This is a genomic window from Tenacibaculum sp. AWR4_210, assembly GCF_056160945.1.
The window spans coordinates 610,374-633,326 of the sequence record NZ_JBSWYF010000001.1; the positions used below are offsets into that span (position 1 = coordinate 610,374).

The 22,953-nt window shown below is 39.0% G+C and carries 24 protein-coding genes; 7 read left to right on the forward strand and 17 right to left on the reverse strand.

Going from position 1 to position 22,953, the window contains the following annotated elements:
• Positions 1 to 41: 41 nt before the first annotated feature.
• Positions 42 to 542 carry a YkgJ family cysteine cluster protein gene (locus ACXAG7_RS02695; RefSeq protein WP_476665869.1) on the reverse strand — a complete coding sequence of 167 codons (501 nt, stop codon included), beginning with the start codon at positions 540 to 542 and terminating at the stop codon, positions 42 to 44.
• A 180-nt stretch (positions 543 to 722) separates the two neighbouring features.
• Here ACXAG7_RS02695 and argS point away from each other — a divergent pair, with 180 nt between their 5' ends.
• Entirely contained in the window at positions 723 to 2,498 is a 1,776-nt protein-coding gene (argS, locus tag ACXAG7_RS02700) for an arginine--tRNA ligase (RefSeq protein WP_476665870.1), read from the forward strand.
• Between the two features lie 28 nt (positions 2,499 to 2,526).
• Complete coding sequence (lpdA, locus tag ACXAG7_RS02705) at positions 2,527 to 3,915, forward strand: dihydrolipoyl dehydrogenase (RefSeq protein WP_408043990.1); 1,389 nt, start codon at positions 2,527 to 2,529, stop codon at positions 3,913 to 3,915.
• 33 nt (positions 3,916 to 3,948) lie between these two features.
• On the opposite strand, the gene ACXAG7_RS02710 is transcribed toward lpdA, so the two are convergent.
• Positions 3,949 to 4,827, reverse strand: a complete 879-nt coding sequence (locus tag ACXAG7_RS02710) for a DUF5694 domain-containing protein (RefSeq protein ID WP_476665871.1) — start codon at positions 4,825 to 4,827, stop codon at positions 3,949 to 3,951.
• A gap of 209 nt (positions 4,828 to 5,036) precedes the next feature.
• Between ACXAG7_RS02710 and ACXAG7_RS02715 the strand changes: the two genes are divergently transcribed.
• Positions 5,037 to 6,083, forward strand: a complete 1,047-nt coding sequence (locus ACXAG7_RS02715; protein WP_476665872.1) for a sensor histidine kinase — start codon at positions 5,037 to 5,039, stop codon at positions 6,081 to 6,083.
• Positions 6,080 to 6,790, forward strand: coding sequence for a LytR/AlgR family response regulator transcription factor (locus tag ACXAG7_RS02720; protein ID WP_476665873.1), 711 nt, complete (start codon positions 6,080 to 6,082; stop codon positions 6,788 to 6,790). Before ACXAG7_RS02715 ends, ACXAG7_RS02720 begins: the two co-directional genes overlap by 4 nt.
• On the opposite strand, the gene ACXAG7_RS02725 is transcribed toward ACXAG7_RS02720, so the two are convergent.
• From ACXAG7_RS02725 to ACXAG7_RS02735, 3 genes are read right to left on the reverse strand one after another with little or no spacing between them, the layout of a single operon-like run.
• Positions 6,787 to 7,311, reverse strand: coding sequence for a hypothetical protein (locus ACXAG7_RS02725; RefSeq protein WP_476665874.1), 525 nt, complete (start codon positions 7,309 to 7,311; stop codon positions 6,787 to 6,789). The genes ACXAG7_RS02720 and ACXAG7_RS02725 overlap by 4 nt on opposite strands.
• Positions 7,312 to 7,313: 2 nt before the next feature.
• A complete protein-coding gene (locus tag ACXAG7_RS02730) occupies positions 7,314 to 8,489 on the reverse strand; it encodes a PilN domain-containing protein (RefSeq protein WP_476665875.1) in 1,176 nt (391 codons plus the stop codon).
• Positions 8,489 to 10,663, reverse strand: a complete 2,175-nt coding sequence (locus ACXAG7_RS02735; protein WP_476665876.1) for a type II secretion system protein GspD — start codon at positions 10,661 to 10,663, stop codon at positions 8,489 to 8,491. The genes ACXAG7_RS02730 and ACXAG7_RS02735 overlap by 1 nt, the downstream gene beginning before the upstream one ends.
• Positions 10,664 to 10,829: 166 nt before the next feature.
• Here ACXAG7_RS02735 and ACXAG7_RS02740 point away from each other — a divergent pair, with 166 nt between their 5' ends.
• Entirely contained in the window at positions 10,830 to 11,240 is a 411-nt protein-coding gene (locus ACXAG7_RS02740; protein WP_408043997.1) for a type IV pilin protein, read from the forward strand.
• Here ACXAG7_RS02740 and ACXAG7_RS02745 read toward each other — a convergent pair whose 3' ends face one another.
• From ACXAG7_RS02745 to ACXAG7_RS02775, 7 genes are read right to left on the reverse strand one after another with little or no spacing between them, the layout of a single operon-like run.
• A complete protein-coding gene (locus ACXAG7_RS02745; RefSeq protein ID WP_476665877.1) occupies positions 11,241 to 12,374 on the reverse strand; it encodes a type II secretion system F family protein in 1,134 nt (377 codons plus the stop codon). It abuts the gene before it with no gap.
• 3 nt (positions 12,375 to 12,377) lie between these two features.
• The gene (locus ACXAG7_RS02750; RefSeq protein WP_476665878.1) at positions 12,378 to 12,842 is read right to left on the reverse strand and encodes a prepilin-type N-terminal cleavage/methylation domain-containing protein; all 465 of its coding nucleotides are present in this window, start codon (positions 12,840 to 12,842) and stop codon (positions 12,378 to 12,380) included.
• Entirely contained in the window at positions 12,829 to 13,170 is a 342-nt protein-coding gene (locus ACXAG7_RS02755; RefSeq protein ID WP_476665879.1) for a hypothetical protein, read from the reverse strand. Before ACXAG7_RS02755 ends, ACXAG7_RS02750 begins: the two co-directional genes overlap by 14 nt.
• Positions 13,158 to 14,405 (reverse strand): hypothetical protein, encoded by a 1,248-nt coding sequence (locus ACXAG7_RS02760; RefSeq protein ID WP_476665880.1) that lies wholly within the window; start codon positions 14,403 to 14,405, stop codon positions 13,158 to 13,160. The genes ACXAG7_RS02755 and ACXAG7_RS02760 overlap by 13 nt, the downstream gene beginning before the upstream one ends.
• A complete protein-coding gene (locus ACXAG7_RS02765; RefSeq protein WP_476665881.1) occupies positions 14,405 to 14,860 on the reverse strand; it encodes a hypothetical protein in 456 nt (151 codons plus the stop codon). Before ACXAG7_RS02765 ends, ACXAG7_RS02760 begins: the two co-directional genes overlap by 1 nt.
• A 4-nt stretch (positions 14,861 to 14,864) precedes the next feature.
• Positions 14,865 to 16,277 (reverse strand): GspE/PulE family protein, encoded by a 1,413-nt coding sequence (locus tag ACXAG7_RS02770; RefSeq protein WP_476665882.1) that lies wholly within the window; start codon positions 16,275 to 16,277, stop codon positions 14,865 to 14,867.
• The gene (locus ACXAG7_RS02775) at positions 16,277 to 16,747 is read right to left on the reverse strand and encodes a prepilin peptidase (protein ID WP_476665883.1); all 471 of its coding nucleotides are present in this window, start codon (positions 16,745 to 16,747) and stop codon (positions 16,277 to 16,279) included. The genes ACXAG7_RS02770 and ACXAG7_RS02775 overlap by 1 nt, the downstream gene beginning before the upstream one ends.
• Positions 16,748 to 16,873: 126 nt before the next feature.
• On the opposite strand from ACXAG7_RS02775, the gene ACXAG7_RS02780 reads away from it, so the two are divergent.
• Positions 16,874 to 17,917, forward strand: a complete 1,044-nt coding sequence (locus ACXAG7_RS02780; RefSeq protein WP_476665884.1) for a hypothetical protein — start codon at positions 16,874 to 16,876, stop codon at positions 17,915 to 17,917.
• Positions 17,918 to 17,990: 73 nt separating this feature from the next.
• Here ACXAG7_RS02780 and ACXAG7_RS02785 read toward each other — a convergent pair whose 3' ends face one another.
• From ACXAG7_RS02785 to ACXAG7_RS02800, 4 genes are all read right to left on the reverse strand, one after another.
• Positions 17,991 to 18,857 (reverse strand): pirin family protein, encoded by an 867-nt coding sequence (locus ACXAG7_RS02785; protein WP_476665885.1) that lies wholly within the window; start codon positions 18,855 to 18,857, stop codon positions 17,991 to 17,993.
• Between the two features lie 74 nt (positions 18,858 to 18,931).
• Entirely contained in the window at positions 18,932 to 19,369 is a 438-nt protein-coding gene (locus ACXAG7_RS02790) for a MarR family winged helix-turn-helix transcriptional regulator (protein ID WP_408044007.1), read from the reverse strand.
• A gap of 150 nt (positions 19,370 to 19,519) precedes the next feature.
• Positions 19,520 to 20,065 carry an NADPH-dependent FMN reductase gene (locus tag ACXAG7_RS02795; protein WP_476665886.1) on the reverse strand — a complete coding sequence of 182 codons (546 nt, stop codon included), beginning with the start codon at positions 20,063 to 20,065 and terminating at the stop codon, positions 19,520 to 19,522.
• Between the two features lie 34 nt (positions 20,066 to 20,099).
• Positions 20,100 to 20,456: a DoxX family protein gene (locus ACXAG7_RS02800; protein WP_408044009.1), complete on the reverse strand. Its 357-nt coding sequence runs from the start codon at positions 20,454 to 20,456 to the stop codon at positions 20,100 to 20,102.
• A 157-nt stretch (positions 20,457 to 20,613) separates the two neighbouring features.
• On the opposite strand from ACXAG7_RS02800, the gene ACXAG7_RS02805 reads away from it, so the two are divergent.
• Positions 20,614 to 21,564, forward strand: a complete 951-nt coding sequence (locus tag ACXAG7_RS02805) for a bifunctional helix-turn-helix transcriptional regulator/GNAT family N-acetyltransferase (RefSeq protein WP_476665887.1) — start codon at positions 20,614 to 20,616, stop codon at positions 21,562 to 21,564.
• 86 nt (positions 21,565 to 21,650) lie between these two features.
• On the opposite strand, the gene aceA is transcribed toward ACXAG7_RS02805, so the two are convergent.
• Positions 21,651 to 22,928, reverse strand: a complete 1,278-nt coding sequence (gene aceA, locus ACXAG7_RS02810; protein WP_408044011.1) for an isocitrate lyase — start codon at positions 22,926 to 22,928, stop codon at positions 21,651 to 21,653.
• Positions 22,929 to 22,953 lie beyond the last annotated feature (25 nt).

Consider the following 22,953-nt stretch of genomic DNA (forward strand, 5'->3'; position numbering starts at 1 on the left):
TTATCTCAATAAAAACACTATCATTATTATATATATTACAATTACTTTGTTGGTAATCGTTTCTTTAGCTCTTCAATCATACGGTAGGTAGCTGGGCACACTTCCGTATTTTTTAAGGTTATGTTGGTCAACTGAATAAACTTCTTTCGGTTGGTGTGAGGGTACTCGGCACAGGCCTTCGGGCGTACGTCATAAATATAACACGAATTATCACGCTCGTCTAAAAAAGGACAAGGAGCTGACTGCAGCACGTGATAATCATCTTCATCAATACGCAAATACTGGGCAACAAAGTCTGCGACCTTCATTTTTAAAAATTTAGCAATGCGTTCAATATCTTTGTACGTGAACATAGGACTCGTCGTTTTACAGCAATTGCCACAGCTCAAACAATCCGTTCGATCAAACTCTTCCTCATGAATCTCCTGCATTACCAAATCCAAGCGTTTTGGGGTTCTCTTTTTTAGTTTTTGAAAATACTTCTTATTTTCTGGGTATGCCTCTTTGGCCAATTTCTTTAAATTCTCTAAATCCTTATCCACCGTACATTCTTTACAAATTCACTAAAAGCCAAACGGTTACTACAGTTCTACAACTCGCTTTTTTAATCGTTAAAAAAACGCGTTTGGCAACACTGCAAAAGTAGCTAACTAAAATGTTAGAATCAGTTTAAATATCATCCAAATAATTTATGTAATTTTGCGGCTCAATTTACTCAACTAATGAATATTCAAACCATACTAGAAGCCAAAGTAAAAGAAGGATTTTTAGCCTTGTACAACGTTGAAATTCCAAGCGTTGAATTCCAAGCAACCCGTAAAGATTTTGAAGGAGATGTAACCATCGTAGTTTTTCCTATGTTGCGGTACAAAAAAGGAAATCCCGTTCAGATTGGTGAAGAGCTGGGAGCATATTTAGTTGAACAACTCGACGAAATCACCAGTTACAACGTAGTAAAAGGATTTTTAAACCTCGTTGTTTCAGACGCGTTTTATTTGCGTTCATTTAATGCTATTGCAGCAAACGATACCTTCGGTTACGATGCCCCAGATAGCTTGGATGCTCGTATGGTCGAGTACTCATCACCAAATACCAACAAACCGTTACACTTAGGACACGTTCGAAATGTGCTTTTGGGATATGCTGTATCTGAAATTTTAAAAGCCGCTGGTCATAAGGTATACAAAACTCAAATCATCAACGACCGTGGAATCCACATCTGTAAGTCGATGTTGGCATGGAAGCGATTTGGAAATGGTGAAACTCCTGAGTCTACCGGACTAAAAGGAGATAAATTAGTAGGAAACTACTACGTAAAATTCGACAAAGAATACAAAAAAGAAATCGAAGCCTTATGTGCTCAAGGTAGCACCGAAGAAGACGCCAAAAAACAGGCTCCCCTATTTTTAGAAGCTCAAGAAATGCTTCGTAAGTGGGAAGCTGGTGACAGTGAAGTTGTGGCACTTTGGGAAATGATGAACAATTGGGTTTACGAAGGATTCGATGTAACCTATAAAAATATCGGGGTAGATTTCGACAAACTCTATTACGAGAGCAATACGTATTTGCTCGGTAAGGACGTCATTGAAGAAGGCCTAAAAAATGGTGTATTTTTCAAAAAAGACGACGGATCTGTTTGGTGTGACCTCACTGAAGATGGACTTGATGAAAAACTCGTTTTGCGTTCTGACGGAACCGCCGTTTATATGACTCAAGACATCGGTACAGCCATTCAACGTTCCAAAGATTTTACCGATCTGAACGGAATGGTATATACCGTAGGAAACGAACAAGATTACCACTTTAAAGTACTTTTCCTCATCCTTAAAAAATTAGGCTATGCTTGGGCTGACCAATTGTATCACTTGAGCTACGGGATGGTTGACCTTCCTTCTGGGAAAATGAAATCACGTGAAGGAACTGTTGTAGATGCTGACGACCTTATGGATGAAATGGCAAGTACTGCTGGTGAGATTTCTCAAGAATTAGGAAAATTAGAAGGCTATAGCCAAGAAGAAAAGAACGAGCTGTACAAAATTATTGGTTTAGGAGCTTTAAAATACTTTATCTTAAAGGTAGACCCTAAAAAACGAATCTTATTCGATCCACAAGCATCTGTTGATTTCCAAGGAAACACCGGACCGTTTGTACAGTATACCTATGCTCGTATCCAATCAATACTGCGCAAGGCTGATTTTGATCACAGTAGCCCTGTGAGCGCTATCGATATGCACAGCAAAGAAAAGGAATTGGTTAAGCAAATGGAAAACTTCCCTGAGGTCATTAAACAAGCTGCGCAAAACTATTCACCTGCCGTCGTTGCGAATTACACCTACGACTTGGTAAAAGAATTTAATTCGTTTTATCAGAATGTTTCGATCTTAGGAGAAGAGGATTTAAACAAAAAAATATTTAGAGTTCAGTTATCTAAAAAGGTAGCCGAAATTATCAAATCAGCATTCAGTTTACTTGGTATCCAAGTTCCCGAACGCATGTAATATTAACACAAGAATAAACAACTAAAACATGAAATACGACGTACTAGTAATTGGAAGTGGTCCTGGAGGATATGTAACTGCTATTAGAGCCTCTCAGTTAGGTTTTAAAACGGCGGTAGTTGAAAAGGAAAGCTTAGGAGGTATTTGCTTGAACTGGGGATGTATCCCAACCAAAGCATTATTAAAATCTGCCCAAGTTTACGATTATTTAAAGCATGTTGATGAGTACGGTTTAAAAGCTGAGGCTATTGACAAAGATTTTGACGCGGTTATCAAGCGTAGTCGTGGTGTTGCTGAAGGAATGAGCAAAGGTGTTCAGTTTTTGATGAAGAAGAATAAAATTGATATCATTGACGGATACGGTACCATTAAAACAGGTAAAAAAGTAGCGGTTGCTGATAAAGACGGAAAGGTTACTGAATACAGTGCTGATCATATTATTATTGCTACTGGTGCTCGCTCACGCGAATTGCCAAACTTACCACAAGACGGTAAAAAAGTAATTGGTTACCGCGAGGCTATGACCTTACCAAGTCAACCAAAATCGATGATTGTAGTAGGTTCTGGAGCTATTGGAGTGGAATTCGCTCACTTCTACAATTCTATGGGAACGGATGTTACCATCGTAGAATACATGCCAAACATCGTACCTGTTGAAGACAAAGATGTTTCAAAACAAATGGAGCGTTCTTTCAAAAAGGCAGGAATCAAAGTGATGACAAACTCTGCTGTTGAATCTGTTGATACCTCAGGTGAAGGAGTGAAAGCTACTGTAAAGACTAAAAAAGGTGTGGAAGTACTCGAAGCTGACATCGTGTTGTCAGCAGTAGGGATCAAAACCAATATCGAAAATATTGGATTAGAAGATGTAGGTATCATTACGGATCGTGATAAGATCCTCGTTAACGATTACTACCAAACAAATATCCCAGGTTATTACGCTATTGGAGATGTTACTCCTGGTCCAGCTTTAGCACACGTAGCTTCTGCTGAAGGAATTACCTGTGTAGAGAAAATTGCAGGAGTACACACGGAAACCATCGACTACGGTAATATTCCAGGATGTACTTATGCAACTCCTGAGATTGCTTCTGTTGGATTGACAGAAGAAAAGGCTAAAGAGCAAGGTTACGATATCAAAGTAGGTAAGTTCCCATTCTCTGCTTCTGGTAAAGCAAAGGCAGCAGGAACTCCTGATGGATTTGTAAAAGTTATTTTTGACGCAAAGTACGGTGAGTGGTTAGGATGCCATATGATCGGTGCCGGTGTAACAGATATGATTGCAGAAGCAGTTGTTGCCCGTAAGTTAGAAACTACAGGTCACGAAGTATTAAAAGCAATTCACCCTCACCCAACCATGAGTGAGGCAGTAATGGAAGCCGTTGCTGATGCTTACGACGAAGTGATTCACTTATAAGATTTAAAAAAACCACGCTGAGCGTGGTTTTTTTTATCGCTGTATTTGCGCTTCTAAGCTAGTACATCGGAAATCGACGGACGAACTTGCTAAAAAGTTGAGTATGGGAAGATGCCCTGCTCCTATCAAAACAAACACTTTGTCTTTTCCCGGTTCGTGAAGGCGAAGTATGTTTTGAAAAATACGCAGGTTTCTACTGTACCACCAAATAGCCTGATCCGCACCGTAGTACTCCTTTTTTTCAGGATTTCCCATCTTAAAATTACCGATTAAATAATGCCCATGACTATTCTGGACAACTGCAGGGTGATTCATTATTCGAAAATACTTTAGTAAGCTCGTACTTGCTTTTAAACGATCACCGTGGTCGTACAAGCTATAATACGCCTTGTTAAGTGCTAACTCTCGCGCTAATGCTTCCTTTCCCGCCGCTGCAACATAGGCCTCCTTCTTTTTTCGGTGTTCTTCATCGGTCAAGCCTGATTTAAATCCACGTGCAGGAGCATCAATCGCGTATATTTTTGTATGTTTCAATCGCTTAGCTAAGCGAAAACCAATTTGAAAAACTTCGTTCGATTTTAACTCAAATTCTCCTTTTAGATAAGCTGTATACAACGAATCGAGCTTTGACTGCCTGTGCGCTGGCCACTCAACGGCAATCTTCGTAGGGGCGTAGTGTTCAATAACCATCAGCAAGGAATCGAGCTCCTTTTGCCTCTTTTCTGAAAAAATATCTACGGTGTGCTTGGGCTTGTAACTGTCGAGCCCTGGATTCGCAAAATGAAAAGTCCCTAACATAAACAAACGCGACGTTTTCACGTTTTTAAAATGGTTTTCTATTTCTTTTTCTTGTCCGAAACAGCAAACTACTTGGAACAAAAAAAATAACACAGTACTTATTAAAACTCTCATAACTTAATTGGATTTATGGTTCGGCTCAAAACTACGGGCTTCGTTCCTGGCTTTCGTGCCTATTACACCAACGGTCATAGTAAAAAGACCAGTCATTAGAAACTCAGTATCCTTCATTTTTGTTGTACGAAATCCCTAGTTCGTCCTATAAAATGCCTCGTTGCTACAGAAATTTCCCGCTAACACCCCATTTTACCTACCTTTGAGGTATGAATTTCAAAAAAAGTACCGCCCCCTACCACCTGGGCTTTGCCCTACTAATAATGACTATGGATTTCTTTAGGATGTACGTCACTGGCGGGCCCAATTTTTTCCAACGTATCGAGCCTGTAGGAGTTTTGTACAAGGTTACTTTCTACCTTAGCTTTTTCAGTGTTTACTGGATTAATGTCGGATTTATTTGTCCCAATACACTTAAGAAAAAGAACATTCCTTTGTTTGTTGTTGGTCAGCTTTCTCTTTTTATCATCTTTGCAGGGGTACGCTACCTACTTGAAGAGGTTATCATTTATCAAATAGGAGGATTCCACAATTACTCTGAACGATCGAGAGCCTTTTGGTACTATATTTTTGACAATTCCTATTTCAGTTTAAAAATTGTATTGTTCAGTACCTTTATTTATTTGTTATTTGTTTATTTAAAAAACACCCAAAAAATACACGAACTGCAATTAGAAAAGCAAAAAGCCAACTTAGACGCATTAAAAATGCAACTCGAACCTCATTTCCTTTTCAATACGCTACATGTATTTTACGCCGAATTAGCTGACAAACAACCCGAAACCGCTAAAGGTATTTACAAACTTTCGGAATTCCTTCGTTACGTCACCTATGAAGCTCAGGAAGACTATATGCCGCTACACAAAGAGCTCAAATTTATTCAAGATTATATTTATTTTTACGAAAAGCGATTTGAAGACAATTTTTACCTGACGCTAGACATCACTGGAACTGTTGGCGACCAACTTGTACCGAGTCTTTGCTTAATTCACTTTGTAGAAAACATGGCCAAACACGGAATTTTAAATGATCCTCATCATCCTGCCAGCATATCGATTGCTATTTCAGCCAGTGAACTCGTAGTGCGAACGCGTAATAAGATCGCGGAAGTTGACCATTACTCCAGTAAGGGAATTGGCCGTCAGAACCTAGAAACACGCTTGTCACTGTTGTACGACCAGTACACATTTACCCATAGCAATGACGGGCAAATTTTCAGCGCTTACCTAAAAATACCTCTTAAAACCTACCGATGATGAAAACTTTACGCTGTTTGCTAATCGATGATGAAGCTCCGGCTTTGCGATTACTTCAATCTTATGTGCAAAAAGTACCCTTTTTGGAAACTGCGGCTAGTACCACCAATCCAATCGAAGCACTGACTTATTTGGAAAGAGAATTTTTCGATATCGTGTTACTCGATATTCAAATGCCGACCATCACCGGTATTCAGCTCTCAAAACTAATGCCCTCAGAAACTGCTGTAATTTTCACTACTGCATATCCTCAGTTCGCCATTGAAAGCTACGAACTCAACGCTACCGATTACCTCTTAAAGCCATTTGAATTTGAACGTTTTTATCAAGCGGTATTAAAAGTTAAAACACCGGCAAGGTCAAAAATGGCAGCGCAAGATACGCGTCGTATTTTTGTTAAAACCGACGGTAAAAACAATTTTGAGCAGGTCAATATTCAAGATATCCACTATATCGAAAGTCTAAAAAACTACGTTGCCATCGGTTTAGAGCAGCATCAAATTATTACTTATAACACACTAAAACACTACGAGCAACAATTGCCCAATAATCAGTTTATAAAAGTGCACAAATCGTATATCGTAAGTATGGCACACATCGCTAAAACTGACAGTCAAACTGTGTATTTACAGAATGGCAAAAATTTCCCTATTGGAGACACCTATAAAAAACATTTTTTCCAAGCAATTCAAAACTCGTTGCTCTAATTGTTTTTTACTAATTTTTTGAGGTACAATTTAAGGTAAAGATAGTCTTTACGCGTGCTGTAGTTCTTCTTCTTATAAAACGAAAAATGTACTATCTCAGCCAATCCTTGCGACTCTACGTAATCCAAAACACCTAGCAGTTGATTAAAATCACCTTGAACGGTAAGCGGGTATAACATTACGGCTACCTCCCCCTGCTTTACGGATAAAGGAACGTCCATTGCCACAATTTGAAAAGCATTGCCAGCTTTCTTATACTGCGTAACTTTTTTTAAAACAATTTGCTGGAATGAATTGTTTAATGAAATGTTCTGTTTTGCCAATAGTGAATCGATAGTAATCGATTTTACTTGTTGAAATCGAAACTCTTCTGACACTCTATCAACCGCATTTTTCTCTTTGCGCAGCACTTGTAGCTCGCTGCGTAAATCGATAGTTTTCTTAATGCTTAAGAAATAAACCAATACCAGCGTCACGATCGACACACCTAGTAATACCGCTGTTTTCTTTTTGTAATTCATAATTAGTGCAGTACTATTGATAATGAAAATTTAGAGCCGCGTCCCTTTTTCTCTTTTTTCGTTTCCAAGGCTGTTACGCGCACTATCCATTCTTTGCGCTCCAAGTGATCTATCCAAGCATTAAAAGCGGTGTAATCTGTAAATAGCCCCTTTACTTCTATTCTATTTGCATCGAGCGTAAATGCCTTGCCTTCTTTTAAGGAGCTTGTGAAATTTTGATAATTCACTTTGCTCAGTAACAATGAATTCGGAACTGCTGCTGCAATTTCGTCGACAAATTTAGATAAAGTATTCGTAGCGGAGTTCTGAATTTGCTCGAGTAACTGCTCTTTCTTGACAACTTCTTCTTGTAAGGCTGCCAATTCTTTGCTCGCTGCCCTTTTTATTTGAATGCGTTGCTTTAAAGCGGTAACCTCTTCATAATACTCATTAAAATAAAATAGATTGGCCAAGAGCACGGCAAAGACAAAACCTAGAACAACCTTGATTCCTATATGGAAACCGCGCTTATACTTGAAATCCTCAACGGTTTCTGTATCAAACACTATCGTTCCTTTGAGGTAGAAACTCACCACTATCCCAAGGTTGAGCAGCTGGGTATTTTCTAAAGTCAATCCGTTGACATCATAGGTCGTCTTGTAAAACCGTTTCCCTACGAGCTCAGTTACCTCATCCTTATCTACGTTCATCGCTGTATTGGATGTGAAAACTTGTTCTTGTTCTGTAAAAAAGGATTGTATTTCAAATAACGATCGGTTTCCTAAATGAACATCCAATACAGTGACCTGTAACTCCTCATAAAACTTGAGAAGCTCATCAATGTAGGCTTTGCGGGCAAAAGCTACGTAATGATGGCCTGATACTCGATGCGATTGCCTATAAAAATCATTTTTTGACAAACTCGGGTAGGCCGTTACAAACTCAGCCCCCTCCTTTACCGCCCGCATCCATTTTGTCAATACCTGTTGGTTATTGACAACCAGCACTACTTGCTTTATTTTACGTTCTTTTAAAAAGGAAGTTACCTCCTCTTCAGAATGCTTCGTTTCTTGTGTAACGAGTTCCAACTCCTTCTTACTTTGGCGAAGGAGTAATAGGTAAAAAACAACGGTTCCTTCAGCAGTGATGCCGTGTTCAATTGCACAGTACTCCGAACCGTAAACTAGTTTTCTAAGCATTAGTTAAGAATGGTAGGTTTGATTAATACTGACAATTTCTTCTTCGATTTCGTACGCGTTTTTTTACTAAAAAACCATTTGATAATCGGTACTCTCGCTAAAAAGGGAACTCCCGAACCCGAGTCGTTCTTTACATTTTCTTCAAGTCCACCCAAAATCACTAAGTCCTGATTTTTTACTCGGACGATGGAATTAAACTCTCTTGTATTCATTCCTGGAGGAGCTTCTTCGTCTATGCGTTTGCTGTTAAAACTAGACTGCACCACGTTGATGCTCAAGGTAATTTGATTGTCTCCTGAAACCATCGGCTTAATGGCAATTGACAAATCAGCATTGATAGGAATATAATTTTTAATTTCTGTCGTTTGTGGATTCTGCGAACCGATGATATCTCTTCGGGTTATCGCGTAATACGAACGTTCTCCGTTCGATAAAATCGCCTCATGTCCGTTGAGCGTAGACAATTTTGGTGTCGAGCGAATTTTAATATTTCCATTCGCTTCCATCGCGTGGATTTTCGCATAAAAATTAGGAACTACACGCCCGATATTTTTAGACCCGAATCCATTAAATCCTCCGATTATTTTATTGATGGTTGCCGCGCCGAGTGTCACTTGCCCCGAAGGAAATAACTGACCACTGTCAGTAGTAGGAGTTTTTCCGAGCCCCAGTTCAACTCCTGATTGTACAGTAGCGGATTTACTCACTTCTAAGATCATCACCTCGATTAAAATCACTGGGATGGCCACATCAATTTTTCGCAAGGCTTTTCTAAAATTATCAATATTGTGCTGAGTGCCGGTAACAATAAAGCTATTGCGTTCATTATCCACCACCACAGAAACCTTCTCTTTAATGTGTTTCGGTACCAAGCCCATCAGCGATTTACCTGAACTTCCAGTAGTTCCTGAACGTCGATTTACCCCATTTCCATACGAGGGGTTTCTTCCATTCTGATAACTCCCATTATTATATGCGTTATTCGAATAATTTTGAGTTCCGTTGTTACTCCCATATTGACTGTAGCCATTATTAAAACCGCCGCTATTTGTTGGGAAATTACCAAAGGTATTAAAGCTTCCTCCCCCAAAAGACTGATTTGCCCTTCCAGAACCCGCAGGTGCCTCCATTAACTCAATAGAACGATGCATGACTGGCACGATCTCTGTAATGGTTTGATTACTGCTTTTATTTTTCCCAAAAATATACATCCCTTGCTCCTTTCTATAAGTCAATTCGGTATTTTGTAATAGGGTAAACAACAACCAATCATAGGTGATATCATCGGCTTTCACAGTGGCCTTTCCAATGTTTTGCAAAGGAGTATCCGTATACATTTTTATATGTAAATCATGACCGATATCACGTATCACCGAAGCTATTTCCGTATTTTCAAAATCCACTTCCAAAGTCTTGGCTATGGTGTCTTTCACTTTGTAGTAAAAATTAGCATTGCTATAGGTTCTTGGTCTAATTTTTTTTCGGCTTCCATTCACGTCTAAATTACCTCCCGCTGTTCCATTCCAAGTTTGAAATAAGTAATAACCATCTTTCGTTTTAATAAACTCCAGATTATTCGTGAAAGCGATTTTATTTAAGGCGCTCTCCAGCGGTTTATTTTTGATATAGCCACTCAACTTCACTGTTCCCATGCTAGGGGCATACAACAAATTCTTTCCGGTAACATCGGCAATTTTTCTGAAAGCTACTGCCAACTCATCCTGCATTAGATCTATACTAAAGCTGTCAGAAGCGGCATCGTAAGATACCGGAATTTCACGTTGTTTAGGAGTTGTTGCGATCTGGGGAGCCTGTGCGCGTTTAAACGACAAAATGTTTCCGGTAACTTCAAAAGTTAAATCGTATTCTTTACACAAAAACAGCAAAACATTCATGACTGATGTATTGGTAAAATTGTTGGAAAACGATATTTGTGAAAGTTCATTAGCCACATTGATATTCACCTTATGCGTATTGGCCAGCGAACTCAAAAAGATATTTAATTTCGTATCGGTAATATTGAAATCAACCTTTTGCGAAAGCCCCGGAATTCCCTCTGATAAATGTTCTAATTTTGATTGCAATTCTGCTATTCTACTAGGGTTGTTTCCCTGAGCCAAAGCATTTGTAACCACAATCAACCAAGTGATTACAAGTAGTATTCTCTTTTTCAAACTAATTAATTAAAGACATTTTTTTAATTACTGGTTAGTCCCAATGATTAAAAAAATTAATTTAAACTTCCTTTTTTTTCGTATTCCCTTTTCATAAAAAATAGGGTGTAAAGGTAAAAAATAATTTGATTTTATTTAATTTTGAAACCTCTTAAATAAAATTCTTATGAAATTGAAATTCACAAAAAAAGCGAAAGCATACAACCTACAGGAATTACTGATTGTATTGGTAATCATTGGGATTCTCGTCCTTATTGCCTTGCCAAACTTATTGCCATTGATTGCCAACACCAGAAGTATTGAGGCTAAAAATCAATTAGATCACTTACATTCCTTAGAAAAGACCCATTTTGCCATGTACGGGAAGTATTCCAACGATTTTAATAAAATTGGATTTATCCCGCCAAAATCTTTATCCAACGGAGGTACAGCCTATTACAACTACGAAATTATAGAAGCTAGTAATACGAGTTTTAAGGCACGTGCTACAGGAGCGCAAGATTTTGACAGTGATGGCATGGTGAGTATTTGGGAAATAGACCAAGAAAAAAATCTCGTTGAAGTACAACGAGAGTAATTACGAACCTATAACGGTACTCAGCTTAAACATCGGTATATACATGGCCACTAAAATGGTCCCTACTACTAAGCCTAAAAAGAGCACGATAAACGGCTCGAGTGCCGTGCTTAGCATTTTTGATTTGTACTCCAAGTCTTTCGTGTATTGATCTGTGAGACGTTTAAAAATCACTTCGTTTTGATTGGTTTCCTCTGCAACTTTTATCATAGAGGCCATTCGCTTGTCAAAAATCGAGTGCTCTTTAATACTGCTCGACAAACTCTGTCCTTGAAGTACCGAAGCTCTAACACTCTTCAGTGCCTTTTGCAAGGGATAAAAATCAATCATTCGTTCGGTGAGCTCAATCCCTTGTAAAACGGGAACTTTGGCCCCAATTAACAAAGACAATGCCTGGGTAAATTGGGCAATCTTCACCTTGCGAACAAATTCTCCTACAAAGGGGATTTTCAATAGTAAACGAGCTTTAATAGCCTTGTAGTTATCGTTATTCTTTAAAAATTTCGTTGCTCCGACCACTATTAATAAGGTCACTATAATCCAAGCTATATTTGCATTCATAAAAGAGGAAAAACCGATAATTTTCAAGGTAATCCAAGGCAATTCCACATTGTTTTGCTTAAAAATATCCGCGAACATCGGAACTACAAAATTCATCATAAACCAAATGGCCAACATCGCTGTTGACAAAATAATGGCTGGATACGACAATGCGCTCATCACAAGGCGTTTTTGGTCGTTTCGTTTTTTGTAAAAATTACTCAACTCTAACACCACCGCTTGTAATACTCCTGATTGTTCACCTATTTCAACAGAGTAATATTCGTAATTCGTAAACTGTTTGCTCTGCTCAAGAGCTTTGTAAAATGAAGTTCCGTTGACCAGCGCTGCACTCAGTTGACTTATCAATTGCTGATCGGCAGTTTTCTTTTGTTCCTGAGCAATCAAATCCAAGGCATCTTTTAGCTCCAGTCCGGCATTCAGAAGCACGTATAATTCTGCGTAAAAAGCCTCTTTCTTTTTGTCGTTAAACGAATTGCCAAAAATCGATATTTCTGTTTCCAGTACGCTGTTGATCGTACTTTTATCGGTTTTCTGCTTTTTGTTATTTATTTTTTCAACTTGAAATCCCATACATTACAATTCTTTATTGGCATAAAAGTCAGCTGCCTTGGTTCCATAAACAAAGAGTGACTTCCTTTCAAACGGTGTTTCAAAAACAATTTCAATGGCATCGGTAGCTTTTGCAGTAACCTCCTTACCGTCCAATTTAAACCCCAGGTCATACTTTGGCAATGGAATTGAATCATTATTTCTTAGCACTAGGCTCGCATTAAAGATATACACTACGGTATCCTGCTCCCCTAACACGGTTAGTTTATTGTTTGACTTATCGTACGTAGCCCATCCTTTTTTTGCATAATCCATCCATAGCAAGCGATCTAAGTAATCGATATTTTTCCTGAGTTCATAATGCGATTGAATAGATTTCATTTGACTTTTCAGCATCCGAATCGTCGTAAATGCCATGGCTACTACTATAGTCGAAATAATCATAACTACCATGAGTTCGGTCAATGAATAGGCTTTAACTTTTTTCATAGGCTACAATTTTTCGTTTTAGCTGTTGTCGATTACCCGCAGTTTCAATTTCAAAAATAACCCAGCGATTCGCATCAACTTCTTCTTCCGTAACATGAATGGTCCAATAGGTATCCTTTTGCCTGTAGGGTAGTTTTAGCAGTTGATGTTCGTACTCATAAATGAGCTTGTTCAGGGTTTGTTCCATTTCTCCTCTGCGGTTGTGCGCCATCGATGTCAACACATTTACCAAAATGGCCGACCCAATTGCAAATACCATTACTATAATGACCGTAGCTATAACTACCTCGTTAAGTGAAGATGCCTTTAGTTTTTTTAATCTACCCATTTTACTACTTGTTTGGTACCCTTTGTAAAAGAACAGCCGGCAAAGTTAGCAGGCATTAATGGCCTGTTTATCGTTCCGTTATACAGGTGGTTTATATAGGTACTCCCGAATTGTAAGGTAATAAAGCGCTCGGTAATTACCGCTCCTCTAACCTCACCTAGCAACTCTAAATTTCCTTGGCAATACACCTGGCCTATACAAGTACTCCCCGACTCCATTTTGATTTGAGGTTTGTAAAATACTCGTTCGTTTTTATCTATTAAATACACTAAACTTCCTCGAACTTCACTGTCTTTAGCAATAATAATACTGTTGTCTTCGTGTTGTTCTTCATTGTACAACACTAAAGCTGAAGGATATTGCAGTTGCACTTTGCTGCCCACTTTAATGTTCTCAGTCGCAAAGACCTGAAAGTTTCCTGTTACTCCTGCCAGTAGCTCTACTTCAGGAGCCTGTATAAGTACGTCGTGTAAGTCTGCAGAAGGATGCACAATTATTTTGCGATCCGATTTAATCAGGACATGACCCGATATGGAAATAGCTTCCAAGTGTAGCAATCCGTTAACCTCAATGAGCTTCGGCGCTTTGGTAAAGGAATTACGCAGGCGTGCCCCCTGCTCCAGCTCTAAATCGTCAGAAGAATTATCTCGAGTACCACGACAGTCGTTTTTAAGCCTGATTACTCCTTCCAAACTGGGCAATTCGGCAGTGCTTTTTAAGGTGTTACCATATATCAATCGGCTATTGTAATACGACTGTCCTCCAATATTTCCGGATTTAATACCGGATTCAGGAAGTCTTGCATTGCCGACAATTTTGGAATTTCCAACAACGACCAGTGGCGTAAAGTTATCGCGTAAATACAAGGCCTCTTTTTCGGGTGTTAACATCCCTACAAAAGCTGTTTTTTCAAAAGATGCTCCCGGGTAGTTCGACTGAACTTGCAGCAACTCAAAAAGCCCCCAAAAACTCCGTTTCCATTGGGTTACTTCACCCGCATACTCCGAAATCTTGACAGTGCCTTGCGTTCCTTCTAAGTATGGTGAACGCAAAACATAAGAAAAACCTGCTTCTACATTAAAAATAGCTGTCTTATACAAACTATTTTTTGCACTGAGCTGTTGTTGTAAACGCACAAACATCAAAAAGGACAATAGTAAAATAGCAATCAGCACCGAAATTACCAGCACGTATTGCAAGGCCCCTGCTTGTATTTTAGCTTTTAATCTCAGCATTACTCGGGCAAGGTAAATACTTTAGTTACTCCTTTATAGCGCAGACGAACAGTATTGTTAGTACCAGAGGTGAGCTTGATACCTCTCTTTAGCTCTCCACGCATAAACAACTCTTGACTTCCATTGACAGTAATAATATAGGCTCTTTTCTTACCGTGCTTTACTACGCCGTTAAATCGAATGTTTGGAAATTCCACTGAGCTCACAGCCTTTTTGGCTCGCGGTACCTTCACAGGATTCGCCGTGGTCACCGTTCCTAAAAACGGATCTCTTTCGTGTTTTCGAATGCTGTACTGCGCTTTATTATGAATGGTTTTAGGCTGATAACTTTGCTGTTGTTGTTGCTGAAAGTTGAATTCTTTGGTCGTAAACTTCGAATAAATTTGGTACCCTATCATTCCCCAAACTACTACCACTCCAGCAATCAGCACATAGGTTTTTAATTGTTTATCCATGGTCCTAAGATATTAATATAGCGTACACCTCATCAATGGAGGTTACCCCTTGTTCTACCAAAGTCAAGGCATTGCTTTTCAACGTTTTTATCTTTTTCTCCTCCAAATACGCATCGACTGACAACACCTCTTGTTTAATAGCACGGATCATTTCCTGATCGATGGGGATAATTTCATAAATCGCTTTACGGCCCTTATATCCCGTTTGGTAACAATGTTCACAGCCAACTGCTTTGTAATGCTTGTGGACGAGACCTTGAAAATCGCCGTATTCCTCAGTTTCTTCATCAGATATCACGGTCTCTTCTTTACAAGAATCACATAGTTTTCGCACCAATCGCTGTGCTACACTGACATTTAACGTACTGGCAATCAAAAACGAAGGAACTCCCATATCTATCAGTCTCGACACCGTACCCCAAGCAGAATTGGTGTGGATGGTCGACAATACCAAGTGCCCAGTTAAGGCCGCTCTAATTGCCATATTTGCTGTAGCCACATCACGTATCTCTCCAACCATAATCACATCGGGATCTTGACGTAAAAACGTTTTTAAGGTACTCGCAAAATCTAGGCCTATACTCTCTTTTAGTTGCACCTGGTTGACTCCTTCTAAGGTATATTCAATAGGATCTTCTATGGTCAAAATATTGGTATCTTCCTTGTTCAACTCTTTCAGCGTTGCATAGAGCGTTGTTGTTTTTCCCGATCCAGTAGGTCCTGATATTAAAATAATGCCATTCGGTTTTTTTACCGATCGACGGTAGGTTTTGAGCTCATCGGTAGTAAATCCGAGTTTGGTTAACTGTATCGCTACATTGTTTTTGGAAAGTATACGCAGTACCATCTTTTCACCGTGCAAAGTAGGTAAGGAAGAAACGCGAATATCAAAATCCTCCAACTCAGTGCTGATATTGATACGCCCATCTTGAGGAAGTCTCTTTTCCGAGATATCCATACCTCCCATAATTTTTAATCGATTTACGATTTTAGGGTATTCGTGAGCGGGTATGATATATTTTTCGATGAGCTTGCCATCAATTCTAAAGCGCACTCTTTTTTGATGTTCAAAGGCTTCGAAATGAATATCACTACTCCCAATTTCTTTGGCTTCGTGAATCATACTCAATAAAAAATCATCGCTGTACTGCAAGGTTGTAGCTCCTTTGCTCACGCGCTTTCGATAATTTCGCTGAAGTAGTTGGTCCATTACGGCGGTTTCCTCTTTACGCACGTGAACCCGTTTACCAAGAACCACTGCAAGCTCTTCTTCTAAGCTTAAAACATCACTTGCATCCGTGTAAAATTCATAGCTATTTTCTTCAACATTAAAAGGTACAATACGATATTCATAAGCCAATTCAGAAGTCACTACCTGCAATACTTCGGTAGGTATTTCAAAAATTTTCTCTTTCATTAATTAGCGTATACATTAATTATATCAAAGGCCAAATTTACACATAAAAAAATAAACAAAAACCCTGCTTGTAATCCGGCTAAGGGTACCCTGTTATCCGTAAGTGATGGTTTTAATACTAGGAAAACGAGTAAGGAAAAAAGTGTTGAGAATACAAACAAAGGCAAAAACGAACTGTTCGGAAAACTGACTGCCATCATAACAAAAAACAGTACATCCCCTTTACCGAGCCCTTCAGCTAATTCAATTTCCATTCTCCATTTCGAATACCCCCACAATATGCCCATAATGAATAAAAGTACGGAGGCATTAATTAAAATATTCCAACCATAGACAATCCAGGAAGTTCTTTGCAAATACCCTAAGGCACCAATACCTATTAAGGCGTACAACACCCACTCGTATACCATGCGTTCTTTAAAATCCTGATAACACACCAGCAATAACAATAAGAGAAAAATAAAAATCAATTTTTTTTGCGGTAAAGGTACAGAATTTATTGATTTTCAATTTCACCATTATCCATGCATGATCAAGCTACAACAACCAAGACAATACAACGGTACAATTTTTGTGTTTTTTTTTATAAAAACGCTATGAAGCATTCGTATCAATATGGCAGTATCGCTTTAATGTTAGTTTTTGGACTTAGTTTGATCTCTTTAAAAAATATGCAATTCACTGCTTTTTATAGGACGTATCCTTGCATTCAAAAACAAACGCAAAAATTAGCGGATCACATCGCTGCTAACGATATTATAGTCTATGGGAGGGCCAACAACCCGAAACAATGGCAATACTTCACAACATTAAAAAAAATTGCCAATTCCACTGAACTCTTAGCACTTACCAATCACCCCAACTCCACAGTCCGCTGTTATGCCTATACATTACTAAAAAACAAAAAATACGAAGGGATATTTGAGATTGTCAAATCACACCTTAAGGATACTTCAAAAGTCACTATTGATCATGGTTGCCTCTTAGAAAAAGTACAGGTCAGTGACTATATGCTCTTCCGAGCAGCTTCCTTTTCGTTCGCTAGTTTATCTAAGCCGCAACAAGAAACTATTGACAGTATCGTACTCTTTGACGATGCCATTCATAACGACTACAAAAAGAACTTACTTGCTACGCGCACTCCAAAGCCCACACACTATTCCAAAATTAGAGCTTTGACCTTGAAAGGATACCCAAGCGCACTTATCGGCTTGGCCAAATTTCGCAAAGCAACGGACGTATATTTAATTAAAAACTCACTACAAAGTTCCAATTTTGAACAACGTATTACTGGACTCTCAGCTATCATTAATTTTCCCTCTCCTGAATTATACCCCTTGATTATCGATATTTACAACGAACAATCAACCCCAGACAAACAGGTTAATCCCATAATGTTAAGACGCTTATACGCTTCACTAGCCCAATATCCCAATGAGCAAACACGACAACTCTTTACAAATCGAATAGAGCTATATACATCCACCAACCATCAGCATCGAGAACTCATATGGTTGGCCTTAACCAAATACCCCCATCTCCAATTTAATGGACTTATAGCAGCACTTTCGCTTAGCAAACAGGAACAGTCAGCATTACAAAACCGTTGGTTTTTTGAACTACAAGCAGGAGTGCCATAATACAATTACAAAAAGGCACAGTGATCTCACTGTGCCTCAATAGTCTTTATTTATTAAAATCCCTGGAATGGGCCTAATACAAAAAGCCCATCTTTCCTTGCTGGTAATCGCGTAAAGCTTCCATAATTTCCGTCTGAGAATTCATCACATAAGGCCCCCATGACGCCACCTTTTCATTAATTGGAGCTCCGGATAACACTAGAAACACACTATTCTCCGTTGCTTCCAATCCAATGGCATTTCCATCAGTATCAAAAGTCGCCAACTGATGCGCGCCTTTTTTGAGTACAGTACTGTCGTGTACCTTGACCTCTCCTTCCAATACATATACCAAAGACTGATGGTTTTGAGGGATATCAATTGTCATGGTTCCACTAGAAGCGTACCCTAAAAAAACATTCACTGCTGTCTGTGTGGTAATAGGACCTTGCACCCCCTTTTGTTCCCCTGCAATTACACGCAATTCAATTGACTTGTCATCATTGAAAACGAGTGGAATCAACTCTTTCTTCAAAAACTGGTACTTTGCCGGCATCATCTTCTTTACTGCTGGTAAGTTTAACCAGAGCTGAATTCCTTCCAACTCCCCTCCTTTTTCCACAAACTCTTTTGACGGTCCTTCGGCATGTACTATGCCCCTACCCGCGGTTGTCCATTGAACATCTCCTGCTTTAACGAGCATTTCATTCCCTAACGAATCCCGATGTAACTGTTCTCCTTTAAGTAATAAGGTAATCGGTTCAAATCCACGGTGTGGATGCGGCCCTAGATCGAAAGGATTGTTAAAAGGGCTAATGGCATATGGCCCGTAATGATGCAATAGCAAAAATGGATCGACCATTGGGATGTTTTCACTAGGTACCGGTTGACGTAAACGCACCTCCCCCATAGACACTAATGGACTCGTTGCTATTTGTTGTATACTCTTTAATGTTTGCATAATGATTTAATTGCATTATTTTCCTAGGAAAATAATATGGTTAATAAAAAGCCCTTTGTCTCGGGCCCCTCTAATTATCTGATTTTATCGAGTAAATTACTCAGCGTCTCCGCTTCTTCTTCAGTTAAATTATCGATAAAATCAAAATGGAGTTTGTCATCAATGGTAGCTAGGAGCTCCAACCCTTTGTCTGTAATATTGATAAACACTACACGTCTATCGTGATCACAGCGGATGCGTTCAATATACGATTTATCGCACAACTTATCCATTAAACGAGTAGCATTCGGAGCGCGTTCGACCATGCGATCTTTAATCACCTGCACCTTAATAGGCTGTTTTGCTCCCCTCAGTATACGCAATATATTGTATTGCTGCGGAGAAATACCATAGGTTTTAAAAAACTCATTCTCCCTACTACTAATCCAATTTGCTGTGTATTTTATATTGATAAACGCTTTCACTCTGTTATTTGGAAAGGTTGAATTAATATCTTTTGAAATATCTCCCATACATTAAATCTTAACCATTGTTTGTTATTGCTTTTCCCTATTTTTCTCTAAAAGTTCACAAAAATACAAAGTCTGCTTATACTTCCTAAGTAAACCTTTTAATATTCGACGAATTCGCACTTCATAGTGGTCGCAATCTAATTGAGGGCCTTACTCGACTTCACTTAAAATTGCTGACTCCAACTCCGAAACTAACTTTTGCAAGTCGTCCTTTTTAGAAAGCTCAACTAGTTCCCCATCCTTGAAATTATCGTAAAAAGAAGGCAGTGAATACGATCCTACTATTTCGGCTCCCAGATGCGGAAAAGTCGCCGTTCCGGCAGCTAATACTGTAGCTCCACCTCTCGCTCCTGGTGAAGTTGCTAACACCAACGTCGGTTTGTTTCTAAACACCATACGATCTTTTCGGGATGCCCAATCAAATAAATTTTTAAAGGCTGCAGTATACGAACCGTTGTGTTCCGCCAACGACACGATAAATCCATCGTATTTATCTAACTCTTCGTTAAAAGCCTTTGCTCCTGCCGGATACGCTTCTCTCTTTTCCAAATCTTCACTATATACGGGAACTTCAAAATCGTTTAAATCGATGACTTCATAAGCTACTCCTGCTAACTGACTCGCGGCATAGCCGGCTAATTGTTTGTTGATAGAGGTACTGCTTGTACTCGCTCCAAATGCTAAAATTTTTTTCATCTGTATGTCCTATTTTATATTTTGTTATGAACTATTAGGCTTGTAATTTTTTACTTGTGATGTAAGAACCGATGAGAAGAATCAATGCAACTAAGGCTGCCCATTGCTCGTTATCACCAATCATAAAATGCGCAAAGAAGGCTAAAATGAAGGCAAAAAAGAATCCGGCATAGGCCCATTCGTTCAGCCACTTCCCTCTAAAAAACCACAGTGCTACTAGTCCTAAAATTTTAGCTATTCCGTAAGGGTAAATAATGTATGATGGATATCCAAATTTTGCAAACATTTGCGACACTCCTTCATGATTAAAAAAATACATGTTTGCTGAAAATAACATCAACACAGTTAACAATCCTGTGGTAACGTAAAAAATGATTTTGTTGGTTTTCATAATTGTTCTTGATTAAATTCTTTACAAAGATATACAAATTTATTTACCATGGAAAATAAATTCATGGAAAATATTTAATTTGCATTTAATGAGGATCCTTTTAAAATAACTTTTTATATTTGCATAAGCACTTATATAAATACATATATTAATAATTATGGATGATGGATTAAAAGGTATTGGCGAATTAGGCATGGGCTCAAGACTGAAGCGTATGAGTGAGTACATGATGCGAGAAACCCAAGTGGTTTACGATCATTTTAACATCGATTTTGACCCCTATCTCTTTCCTACCTTTAAAATTATAAAGAACAAAAAGGGCGTGACCAACTCAGAAATAAGAAAAAGCCTAAAAACGTCACAACCCGCAACCACTCAAACTTTAAATAAATTAGAAAAGAGAGGACTGATAGCCATTGCAGAAGATCCTAAAGACAAACGAAGAAAAATCGTGTACCTATCAGAAAAAGGAGAGCAATTGGTTACTCAAATTAGTCCTATTTGGGAGGGTATAGAACAAGTAATCATCGACTATACCACAATGAACTCACATTCACTTATAGACCACATGAATCAATTGGAGCAGAAATTCAATCGCATGGATTTTAGCACCGCAATAATAACACATCTTACTATGAATACAGCAATTTCACCTTTGCAAATACGCAACTACGAAGCTGCGTATGCACCTGCCTTTTACGAACTCAATATCGAATGGTTACGCAGTTTCTTTTATGTAGAGCCCTACGATGAAGAAGTATTGAGTAATCCACAAAAATACATTTTGGATCAAGGTGGAAGTATTTTCTTTGCGCAGCTAGAGGGTACCATCGTTGGCACGGTCGCACTAATGCCTCGTGGGGAGGAAATGGAATTGAGCAAAATGGCCGTTTCTCCAAAGCATAGAGGTCACAAAATTGGTCAACAGCTCATGCAGCACTGTATCGACTTCGCCCGTGATCAAGGATTGGAAAAGTTAATTTTATATTCGAATAGAACCCTAGAAAACGCCATTTACATCTATAAAAAGTACGGATTTGTCGAAATCCCAGTTGAAGCGAATAGCCCTTACCAACGGTCTGACATCAAAATGGAATTAGCGCTATAGCAAAAAACTCCACTACTGTGTAGTGGAGTTCAACTTCAAAATATAAAACTTACTTCTCACGAATAAATTCTATATGCCTATAACTATTAAAATTGTGCAACTTCAGTAGAATCTTTCATCGCTACCGTGCTCGACGCTCCTGCAGTCACAGTATTTTGAATGGCATCAAAATAAGTAGTTCCTACAAATCCTTGATGTTTTACAGCGTTAAATCCTTTTTGCTGTAGCGCAAATTCTCGTTCTTGTAATTCTGAATATCCCGCCATACCTCTTTCTTTGTAGGCTTTTGACAATTCAAACATTGATGTGTTCAACGCGTGGAATCCGGCCAAAGTAATGAATTGGAAACGGTAGCCCATCGCTGCTAGCTCTTCTCTAAAAACTTCCATCTCTTGAACAGACAATTTCGCAGCCCAGTTAAAAGATGGCGAGCAGTTGTAAGCCAATAGTTTTCCTGGATACTTTGCGTGTATCGCTTCTGCAAACAAACGCGCCTGTTCCAAATCGGGTGTCGATGTTTCCATCCAAATTAAATCGGCATAGGGTGCATAGCTCAAACCTCTTGCAATTCCTTGCTGTAATCCGTTGTTTACATGATAAAACCCTTCCGAAGTTCGTTCACCGGTAATAAACTCGTGATCGCGAGCATCGATATCGCTGGTTAATAAATTGGCAGCATCAGCATCAGTACGAGCAATTAATAAGGTCGGCACTCCCATTACATCAGCAGCCAAACGAGCCGCGACCAGTTTATTTATGGCTTCTTGGGTAGGAACGAGTACTTTTCCTCCGAGGTGACCACATTTTTTTGCTGAACTCAACTGATCTTCAAAATGCACCCCAGATGCTCCGGCAGCAATCATCCCTTTCATCAATTCAAAGGCGTTCAAATTCCCTCCAAATCCAGCTTCTGCATCGGCAACTATCGGCACCAAATAGTCGATGGGTTGTTCCGCTCCGTTTACCGACTGAATTTGATCGCGACGCAAAAGTGCATTGTTAATGCGTTGCACTACCATGGGCACACTGTTTGCTGGATACAAGGACTGATCTGGATACATTTCGCCAGCAATATTAGCATCGGCTGCCACCTGCCAACCACTGAGGTAAATAGCTTCTAAGCCTGCTTCGACCTCTTGAACTGCTTGGTTTCCTGTCAGGGCTCCTAAACCAGCCACCCAATCTTGAGAATTCAATTTTTTCCACAATTTCTCTGCTCCTAATTTTGCAATGCTGTATTCTATTTTATACTGACCTTGCAACTTCACCACTTCTTCTGCGGTATAAGGTCTTTCTATTCCCTTCCATCTAGGGTTCGTAGTCCATTCTGTAATTAACTCTTGAATTCTTTGCTGAGTTTCCATAATTTTGCGGTTCTTTAAAACGTTA

Coding starts and splice junctions, on each gene's coding strand:
- ACXAG7_RS02715 (WP_476665872.1), top strand. CDS start 5,037: ATGAATTTCAAAAAAAGTACCGCCCCCTACCACCTGGGCTTTGCCCTA.
- ACXAG7_RS02740 (WP_408043997.1), top strand. CDS start 10,830: ATGAAATTGAAATTCACAAAAAAAGCGAAAGCATACAACCTACAGGAA.
- ACXAG7_RS02805 (WP_476665887.1), top strand. CDS start 20,614: ATGGATGATGGATTAAAAGGTATTGGCGAATTAGGCATGGGCTCAAGA.
- ACXAG7_RS02720 (WP_476665873.1), top strand. CDS start 6,080: ATGATGAAAACTTTACGCTGTTTGCTAATCGATGATGAAGCTCCGGCT.
- ACXAG7_RS02780 (WP_476665884.1), top strand. CDS start 16,874: ATGAAGCATTCGTATCAATATGGCAGTATCGCTTTAATGTTAGTTTTT.
- ACXAG7_RS02790 (WP_408044007.1), bottom strand. CDS start 19,369: ATGGGAGATATTTCAAAAGATATTAATTCAACCTTTCCAAATAACAGA.
- ACXAG7_RS02745 (WP_476665877.1), bottom strand. CDS start 12,374: ATGGGATTTCAAGTTGAAAAAATAAATAACAAAAAGCAGAAAACCGAT.
- ACXAG7_RS02730 (WP_476665875.1), bottom strand. CDS start 8,489: ATGCTTAGAAAACTAGTTTACGGTTCGGAGTACTGTGCAATTGAACAC.
- ACXAG7_RS02785 (WP_476665885.1), bottom strand. CDS start 18,857: ATGCAAACATTAAAGAGTATACAACAAATAGCAACGAGTCCATTAGTG.
- ACXAG7_RS02765 (WP_476665881.1), bottom strand. CDS start 14,860: ATGGATAAACAATTAAAAACCTATGTGCTGATTGCTGGAGTGGTAGTA.
- lpdA (WP_408043990.1), top strand. CDS start 2,527: ATGAAATACGACGTACTAGTAATTGGAAGTGGTCCTGGAGGATATGTA.
- ACXAG7_RS02750 (WP_476665878.1), bottom strand. CDS start 12,842: ATGAAAAAAGTTAAAGCCTATTCATTGACCGAACTCATGGTAGTTATG.
- ACXAG7_RS02770 (WP_476665882.1), bottom strand. CDS start 16,277: ATGAAAGAGAAAATTTTTGAAATACCTACCGAAGTATTGCAGGTAGTG.
- ACXAG7_RS02725 (WP_476665874.1), bottom strand. CDS start 7,311: ATGAATTACAAAAAGAAAACAGCGGTATTACTAGGTGTGTCGATCGTG.
- ACXAG7_RS02710 (WP_476665871.1), bottom strand. CDS start 4,827: ATGAGAGTTTTAATAAGTACTGTGTTATTTTTTTTGTTCCAAGTAGTT.
- ACXAG7_RS02755 (WP_476665879.1), bottom strand. CDS start 13,170: ATGGGTAGATTAAAAAAACTAAAGGCATCTTCACTTAACGAGGTAGTT.
- ACXAG7_RS02800 (WP_408044009.1), bottom strand. CDS start 20,456: ATGAAAACCAACAAAATCATTTTTTACGTTACCACAGGATTGTTAACT.
- aceA (WP_408044011.1), bottom strand. CDS start 22,928: ATGGAAACTCAGCAAAGAATTCAAGAGTTAATTACAGAATGGACTACG.
- ACXAG7_RS02760 (WP_476665880.1), bottom strand. CDS start 14,405: ATGCTGAGATTAAAAGCTAAAATACAAGCAGGGGCCTTGCAATACGTG.
- argS (WP_476665870.1), top strand. CDS start 723: ATGAATATTCAAACCATACTAGAAGCCAAAGTAAAAGAAGGATTTTTA.
- ACXAG7_RS02795 (WP_476665886.1), bottom strand. CDS start 20,065: ATGAAAAAAATTTTAGCATTTGGAGCGAGTACAAGCAGTACCTCTATC.